The organism is Streptomyces thermoalcalitolerans, from assembly GCF_039525155.1.
Taxonomy (GTDB): Bacteria; Actinomycetota; Actinomycetes; order Streptomycetales; family Streptomycetaceae; genus Streptomyces; species Streptomyces thermovulgaris.
In genome coordinates this window covers 1-4,138 of sequence record NZ_BAAAHG010000111.1, presented here as the reverse complement: position 1 = coordinate 4,138, position 4,138 = coordinate 1, and the positions used below count along the sequence as shown (strand labels likewise).

The 4,138-nt window shown below is 66.2% G+C and carries 5 protein-coding genes and 2 pseudogenes; 3 read left to right on the top strand and 4 right to left on the bottom strand.

Features of this window, described 5'->3' with window-relative positions; genetic code table 11:
- The 4 genes and pseudogenes from ABD224_RS29535 to ABD224_RS28925 form a co-directional block, all read right to left on the bottom strand.
- Nucleotides 1–96, bottom strand: a pseudogene (locus ABD224_RS29535) (Rv3654c family TadE-like protein); the annotation flags it as partial.
- A 129-nt stretch (nucleotides 97–225) separates the two neighbouring features.
- Nucleotides 226–849: an ATP-binding protein gene (locus ABD224_RS28935; protein ID WP_344055238.1), complete on the bottom strand. Its 624-nt coding sequence runs from the start codon at nucleotides 847–849 to the stop codon at nucleotides 226–228.
- On the bottom strand, nucleotides 810–1,184 hold the full coding sequence (locus ABD224_RS28930) for a hypothetical protein (protein WP_344055236.1): 375 nt from the start codon (nucleotides 1,182–1,184) through the stop codon (nucleotides 810–812). Before ABD224_RS28930 ends, ABD224_RS28935 begins: the two co-directional genes overlap by 40 nt.
- Complete coding sequence (locus ABD224_RS28925) at nucleotides 1,181–1,510, bottom strand: recombinase family protein (RefSeq protein WP_344055234.1); 330 nt, start codon at nucleotides 1,508–1,510, stop codon at nucleotides 1,181–1,183. The genes ABD224_RS28930 and ABD224_RS28925 overlap by 4 nt, the downstream gene beginning before the upstream one ends.
- Before the next feature lie 219 nt (nucleotides 1,511–1,729).
- Here ABD224_RS28925 and ABD224_RS28920 point away from each other — a divergent pair, with 219 nt between their 5' ends.
- The 3 genes and pseudogenes from ABD224_RS28920 to ABD224_RS29530 form a co-directional block, all read left to right on the top strand.
- The gene (locus ABD224_RS28920) at nucleotides 1,730–2,896 is read left to right on the top strand and encodes a helix-turn-helix domain-containing protein (RefSeq protein WP_344055232.1); all 1,167 of its coding nucleotides are present in this window, start codon (nucleotides 1,730–1,732) and stop codon (nucleotides 2,894–2,896) included.
- 17 nt (nucleotides 2,897–2,913) lie between these two features.
- Nucleotides 2,914–3,630: a 5-formyltetrahydrofolate cyclo-ligase gene (locus ABD224_RS28915; protein WP_344055230.1), complete on the top strand. Its 717-nt coding sequence runs from the start codon at nucleotides 2,914–2,916 to the stop codon at nucleotides 3,628–3,630.
- A gap of 266 nt (nucleotides 3,631–3,896) precedes the next feature.
- A pseudogene (locus tag ABD224_RS29530) lies at nucleotides 3,897–4,138 on the top strand (hypothetical protein); the annotation flags it as partial.

The window sequence follows — 4,138 nt, the reverse complement described above, 5'->3', positions numbered from 1 at the left end:
GCAGGCCACGGCAGGGCCCTCGGCCCAGTGGCCCGCCGCCGCGAGCGCCGCAAGATCGGCGGCCCCGGCCGCACGATGCCGGCCGACCACCGCCTGCGGTCGTCGACCGGCTTGAGCTCTTGGTCGCCGACTTCTGGGCGAACGCGCATGTAGCCGTGTGCGATGGGCTTTTCCCTCACGGAGGTCACCTGCTCGGGGAGGGTGTCGCTCGGGGCGGCGCGGGGATCAGAGGAACCGTTGGAGGCCATCAAGAACGCGTTGCATGAGCGCGGTGGACGCTTGGTCTTTCACTGGACCGGACAGCGGGGCGGCTTCTTCGGGCACGCACAGTTGAAGCGCCGAACCATCCAGGTCAGGAGGCGGCGGCAAAGTCAGCAGGACCCTCGCCCAGACGATCTTGCCCCCGGCCGGCGGTCGGTAGGTGCCCCAGTCCTTGGCAAGCGCTTCGACAAGGTGAAGTCCGCGCCCGCCCTCGGCATCCGCGGTGACCATTTGCTTCACCGGAACCAGCGGGCTGCGATCCCATACCTCGATGAACAGCGATCCGTCGAGGACACGGAGTTGCAAGGCGATGACGTGCTTGGCGGTGACTTCCCACGACTTCGGTTGCCGATCGCCGAAGCCGGTTTCCTTGGCTGCGTTGCTGACGAGTTCAGAGGTCATCAGGGTGACGTCGGCGGCCTGGTCCTCCAGCTTCCAGTGCCGCAGCGTCTGCCGGACGAACTCACGCGACACCGACACGGCAGCAGGAACGGCGGCGAGACAGAGGCGGGACAAGTGGAAGGTCCTTGTGACAGAAAACGCGGCGGTCATGTGTTCCCGCCGTTCTCGGCCCTTCGGGGCGGGCACGGCTGCTCCTCTTCTTCAGGGGTGACAATCCAGACCTGACCGCCGATGTCCTGGGCAAGCTCTTCCTTCGAGATGTCCGCGAGCGGCAGCACTTGGTTCAGGTGCTCAGCTGTAGGCACGATCACGTTCCGGACGCCACGCTGCGTGCAGTATGCAGTCAGCGCGCGCAGGGCGAGCGTCCGTGACCAGTGACGTTCAACGAACATCAGCTCCGGGGTGAAGCCCTCGCGTTCAGCGAAGGCGCACAGCTCCGCTATGAGGCGCGGTTCTTCTTCGGGATCGGTACCGGGAAGCCGTCTGAGATACCCGACGCACAGCGGGGCGGGCGCGGTCACCGCGTCTTCATCCCCTGCACGATCCACAGCCGCGCACCGATTTCTCGTTCGATGTGGTCGCGCATGGCTGCCTGGAGTCCGGGCAGTCGAGCAAAGTGCCACAGCGATGGCACGATGACGTGCTTGATGTCGCTCGTCTTGAGGGCGTCGACAAGCGTGGAGAACGCTGACTCGTCCTCAGAACCGAGGCGTTCGATGAACACCCGCTCCAGGGAAAAGCCTTCACGGGTGGCGTGCGCTGCCAACTCCGTTTGGATCGTCTGGATTTCGTCGCTGCTGTCTTCGCCTGTGGTGAGCCGCATATAGCCGAACATGGCTGGTGGCATCCGTTCCTCCTGGCGGACGGGAACGGCCGGCGAGCGGTGACACCGTCCTCGACCGCTTGCCGACCTGCATGCCAGACAAGCGGCTTGACCTGGGCAAACACCACAGCAAAGGTGCCGCACCAATGACGCATCCGTGATGCACTTTTCGGTCTGGCCCGCACGGATGCGGTCAACGTGACTACGGTGATAAACCGCCCCATACACACGGAGGGATGGGCGATGGCAGCGAAGCGCATCCGCCTCGCCAGGCGTCGCAAGGCGGCAGGCTTCACCCAAGAAGGGCTTGCCGACTACCTGGGCGTCGAGCGTTCCACGGTCAGCCGTTGGGAGAGTGCAGAGACCGAACCTCAAGCGTGGATACGGCCAAGACTGGCAAGTGCCCTCCGGGTATCCGTTGAGGAACTTCAGGCACTCCTGGACGATGTGACGGTCACCGACACTCGCCCCAGTGAGCGGATGACGTACGCCCTGAAAAATCCAGCGTCGGCCGACCTGACGGTCGTTGCCTACCTGCACGAGCGGCTGCGGCAGCTCGATGAGTCCTACGACAAAGAGGCGTCCACCGGACTGCTTGGTACGGCCGGACAGCTGCACGGCCAGGTGAAGTTCCTCCGGGAGAACGCGGCGAGCCCGCGCGTACGACGGGCGCTGTACGAAGTCGAAGCGGATTCAGCAACATTCATGGGGCAACTGGTCTGGGACGTCAGTCAGCGGCGCGACCACCATGCACCGCTCGGGTACTTCCAAGAAGCGGTCGAGGCTGCTCGTCATACCCGCGATCCATCGACGGAGTCCTACGCGACGCTGCGGATGGCCTACGTGGCGCTGTACGGCGAGAAGAACCCGACGCGAGGGGTGACGCTCGCTGAGCAGGCTGCCGAAGCCGCCAAACCGGTCAGTCCGTCGCTGACTGGACTGTCCCTGCTGCACGTCGCCGAGGGGCACGCCATGACGGGCGCGATCACCGAGTGCGAGGCGGCACTGAAGAAGGCGGAAGACCAGTTCGACCGCGTTCACCCCGACGACGTGGCCGCGCCGTACTACACGGTGAACGAGTACAACCGGCTGGCAGGCTCCTGTTACCTGTTTCTCGGCCTGCCTGAACGGGCTGAACCGATCCTCCGTATGACCACGCGGGCACTGGCAGCCAAGAAAAAGTCTCAGGCCATTGCGCTGGGCAACCTGACCTTGGCACTCATCCGGCAACGGAAGCTCGACGAAGCGGCGTCAGCCATGCACCAGACGATTGATGCCGTGGAGCTGACCAGAGGTGGCGGCGGTCTTAACCTGGCGTTTGCTGCTGGTCGGGAGCTTCGGCAGTGGCGACAGGAACCGTGGGCACAGGAGATCAACGACCGGCTGCTCGCCCTGATGGCGGCGATCTGAGTACGGGCGGGGTGTGCGTGAACGACATCGACCAGGCCAAGCAGGCGCTTCGTGAGAAGGTGTGGCGTCGCCTCATCGAGGGTGGCGGCGCACCCGCCGACTCGTACGGGAAAATCCCTGGCTTCCACGGTGCCGAGGGCACGGCGGAACAACTGGCCGGTCAGGACTTCTGGCAGCGAGCGACCACCGTGAAGGCAAATCCCGACTGGGCGCAGCTTCCCGTACGCGTCCGCGCCCTCAAGGACGGCAAGCGCGTCTACATGGCCGTGCCGCGTATGGCGTCACTCGAACCGTTCTACCTGCTCGACCCCAAGAATCTCGTGCTTCCGCCCGAGGAGGCCGCCGAGAAGAAGGGCGCGGCTCGGGTCGCCCGTCGGCTTGCACCGGAGTCGATGGAACCCATCGACGTGGTGGTGTGCGGCAGTGTCGCTGTGAACCGATCCGGGGCGCGCCTCGGCAAGGGTGCCGGGTACTCCGACCTCGAGGTTGCGCTCTTGATCGAGGCGGGCCTCGTCACGGATCAGACGGTGATCGTCGCGCCCGTCCACGCGCTCCAGGTCATCGAAGAGGACATCCCCGAGACCGAACACGATTTTTCCGTGGACTACATCGTCACCCCCGACGACGTGATCCCCTGCCCCAACCGTCGCCGACCGTCCGGCCTTGTCTGGAACGACCTCACCGCCGAGAAGATTGCCGCAATCCCAGTCCTGGCAGCGCGTCACCAGGCTTAGCTGCACTCCCGAATCAAAGCTCACCCGACTCCCCCCCCGTGATCGGACGCGCTGTGCGTGTGGATCTTGCCGGTGAACGGCCGCTCCCAAGAGCCGGGCAACATCCCTGAACGATCTTCCCTCGGCCGGCACGGCAGCACCCCCAGGGACACCCTTTGAAAGGGACGCCGGGAGAGGCACCCGGAGGACCGGAGAAGAAGCGCCGGGCTTAACCCGTGGGGGCGGCGGGTGCCGGGACGGGGCCCGGTGCAGGCGCCGGTCCTGCCGTGGGTCCCGGCGGCGGCATCGGCACCACCGGCGCCACCAGTACCGCCGGTATCACCGGTGCCACCGGTGCCGCCCTGCCGTCCGGCGGTCTTGCCGGGCCCGCCCTCGCTCTCACCTCTGCCGTGAAAGGTCCCCATGCGAACGCCGCCGTGACGTCCGAGGTGTCGCCGGTGATCGCGCACCGGACGAGCCGGGCGCCCTGCGCGCGGGCCACCCGGTCCGCCCGGGCGCAGGCCACGGC